At 41.5% G+C, this 3076-nt stretch carries 3 protein-coding genes; 1 reads left to right on the top strand and 2 read right to left on the bottom strand.

Annotated elements, in window-relative coordinates:
• The coding region (locus H6S82_RS26125; RefSeq protein ID WP_191056948.1) for a succinylglutamate desuccinylase/aspartoacylase family protein at nt 1-919 on the top strand (919 nt) is incomplete at its 5' end.
• 10 nt (nt 920-929) lie between these two features.
• Here the strand turns inward: H6S82_RS26125 and H6S82_RS26120 are convergent.
• Both H6S82_RS26120 and H6S82_RS26115 read right to left on the bottom strand, forming a co-directional pair.
• Nucleotides 930-1706 carry a DUF4058 family protein gene (locus H6S82_RS26120; protein WP_190461408.1) on the bottom strand — a complete coding sequence of 259 codons (777 nt, stop codon included), beginning with the start codon at nt 1704-1706 and terminating at the stop codon, nt 930-932.
• Nucleotides 1707-1779: 73 nt separating this feature from the next.
• The gene (locus H6S82_RS26115) at nt 1780-2952 is read right to left on the bottom strand and encodes a class I SAM-dependent methyltransferase (protein WP_190461409.1); all 1173 of its coding nucleotides are present in this window, start codon (nt 2950-2952) and stop codon (nt 1780-1782) included.
• Nucleotides 2953-3076: the final 124 nt, after the last annotated feature.

Raw genomic sequence — 3076 nt, 5'->3', positions numbered from 1 at the left:
CAACCAGCGTACCCACTATTTTTCCACAGGTCGATACAACATCTATGATGGCAAAGACTGGAACCGGATATTTTGGGATTATGAGAAAGAATGTCAAGATTTGGAAACATTTGCTCAATCTCAACTAAGCTTTGACGAAGCTACTATCAGGCAAAACTACCTCAACAGGATAAAGTTAAGTTTTGAAGAACAGTTAAAAAAGATCGACTCGCCTAGCAGCGTGCCTTATGACAAATTATATAGATATCATCTTCAATCATTGTGTTTAGATGCAGATTATGTGATTGACATACATAGTTCTAGCAATCAAGGTATCGATTACATTTACGGATTTAAAGGTAGAGAAGAAAGCGCCAAAGCTTTTCTACTAGATTATGAAATTTGGCTAAACCAATATGATGGGGATGCGTTTGATGAAGCTTTTCTCAAACCTTGGTTAGCCCTAGAAGATACTTTAGCAGAAATGGGAAAACCTATCAAATTCGATCTGGAATCTTGGACGCTAGAACTTGGTGGCGGAATGCAGATGAATCCTGAGTCAGTTGCCAAAGGAGTCTTGGGAATAAAAAATTACCTAGCCCAGAAAGGTATATTAAATATCGCTGGTTTTCCACTGCCTGAAACTGCATCGCATCAAATCGTATTTACTCGCAAAACTCAGCAAAAAAAATACTATTCCCCAGCAGGTGGCGTGATTCAAGAGAGAGTTGCTTTGGGCACTTCAGTAAAGGTGGGAGAAAGACTTTACCAAATTATCAGTTTTAACAAAAAGGGTGAATTACCGACTTTGATTGATGTCAATGCCGAAAAAGGTGGGATAATCTTCGATCTATCCACAAATCATTCAGTTAACCAATCAGAATATGTATTAACTGTGTTAGAAATGGATACTCACATAGAAACTCCAGTTCCCGAATAATTGCTCTTTCTCAACGCAAACCTTGTTCTCGCAATAGGTTATCTACCCACTCTCGATCTGCTGCTTTTAGGGGATGATAAGGTTCTTGACGGTAATCAATTGCTAAATCGAATCTGGCTTGATTGTACACTGCGATCGATAAATTTTGTAAATCGAGCGAAGGTTCTGTCTCTTGAGGTTGCAAAGGCACACTTAAGCAAGGAATTGCATCGCGGACGCTAAACGCATATAATTGAGCTTGCGGAAGTTGAGAGCCGCGACTAACTAAAATGCGATAGTCGCTACGCTGTCTGACTCCCAAAATCGGCATAGGTTTGCCGCCTCTAAGCAGATCGATTTCTACAAGGTTGGTGCGGCTACCTAACACCTGCTGGCGTTTGGTGTCGTAAGTGCTGCGCCCAACTCCTGCGGCTTTATTCTTGGGAGAAAGTACCTCAATGACGGTAATAACTCGATCGCTAGGCATTTCTCTAATTTCTAAATAGCTTTCTTCAACTGTTTCTGGTAGAGGAAGTTGAACTGGAATAGGTTCAATACGAGTGAGGAGGGTGACAGGAGAAGTGGGTGGAGTTGGAGTTGGCTGTTTGGAGACGATCGAGATATCGGGAATTCCCACTAAGTCAGAGGATGTGCTGAGATAAATTCGCTTTTCAACCGCCACTCGATAGTTAAGATTTAATTCCGGTTCGATCGCAATAGCAATCGCTACAATCAGGCGATTGTGAAATTCTGACCATAATTGGGGATTTTCTAGGTAGGGATTCATTCCCGGAAACGGGGAGGGCATTTGAATTACCTAATTTACTTAGTTGGTGTATTTATGCAAGCGAGATACCCGACTTCTTCAAGAAGTCGGGTATCTATGGCATACTCAAACCTTTCAAACAGCGCAATCTTTCTGCTTCTGTCAATCCTTTACATTGAATTAATACACCAAAACCGCCCAAACCCATTGGGTTCATCATTTGGTGTAAAGCATCGCGACGCTGCAAAACTTGCACAATTGCTTTACTATTCGTAGCGTTACTGGAAGAGAGAGAAGCGATGCGATCGCCCAATCCCAACGCCATCAAAAATAACGCTTGTTGAGTAAAACCAATCTTCTGCAAACCGCACAATTCACCCCATTTTTCCAAGGCGGTAAAATTCACATGGGCGGTGATATCTTGTTTGCCGATATTTATATAAGGATTGTCGTGATGTCGGTGCTGATAGTAACATTGTAGAGTGCCTTGATTGCGGGCTGGGTTATAATAGCGATCGCCAGGATAACCGTAGTCAATCGTCAGCAGATATCCGCGCTGTAGTTTATCTGCAATTGCAGTTAACCAATCCAAAGCGGCTAAGTTTACTTCGCTGCGATAACCGTCAGGATAAACAGGCGATGTTATGCCAATTCCTAATAATTCAAAATATCGATCTAATCTATCTGTAGAAGGTTCATCGGTAACTTCAATAAAATTAATGCCATCCTGAGTTATCACATAAATTTCTCGCAGTTGTCCTTTGTCGATCGCAAACTGATGTACCGGAAAAGCATCGACTAATTCATTAGAAAAACAACAACCGATAATCGAATTACTTGGTATTTCTGAAAGTTCGCACCAGCGCAGAGGAAAATCTTGCAATCGCTGTTGCTGTTCTTTTTTCAGTGCAGGCGATTTTTCAACAATCAGGTATTGTATAACATTGAAGAAATCGGGATATCGCCGTTGCAGATAAACCAAAACATCACCTGCTAAAATCCCTTGTCCCGCCCCCATTTCCACCAGCGTAAAAGGTGCTGGACATCCCATAATTTCCCACATATCGGCAAATTGTTCGGCTAGCAATTCGCCAAAATCCGCACCCATATGAGGAGAAGTAACAAAATCACCTTTTGCGCCAATATTAACTCGATCGCTCGCATAGTAGCCGTGCTGCGGGTGATACAGCACCAAATCCATGTATTCGGCAAACGTAATGCGTTGTTGAGAAGTTTGGGAAATGCGAAGTGCGATCGCCTCACATAATTCCCGACTGTAATTATCCATAATATTTCATATTTTAAGTTTTGGATTCTAGATTATGGAATGAATTCAATCCAAAATCCAAAATCTAAAATCCAAAATTACCTACCGATCGACCGATCCCATGATGATGTCGATACTGCCCAAA

It is taken from the genome of Planktothrix sp. FACHB-1355 (genome assembly GCF_014748295.1).
Lineage (GTDB): Bacteria > Cyanobacteriota > Cyanobacteriia > Cyanobacteriales > Aerosakkonemataceae > Aerosakkonema > Aerosakkonema funiforme_A.
The sequence above is the reverse complement of the archived record's forward strand: the minus strand, read 5'-3'. Positions and strand labels throughout refer to the sequence as shown.

Bases quoted from the DNA above. Each gene is read 5' to 3' on its own strand.
- H6S82_RS26120 (WP_190461408.1), bottom strand. From the start codon at position 1,706: ATGCCCTCCCCGTTTCCGGGAATGAATCCCTACCTAGAAAATCCCCAA.
- H6S82_RS26115 (WP_190461409.1), bottom strand. From the start codon at position 2,952: ATGGATAATTACAGTCGGGAATTATGTGAGGCGATCGCACTTCGCATT.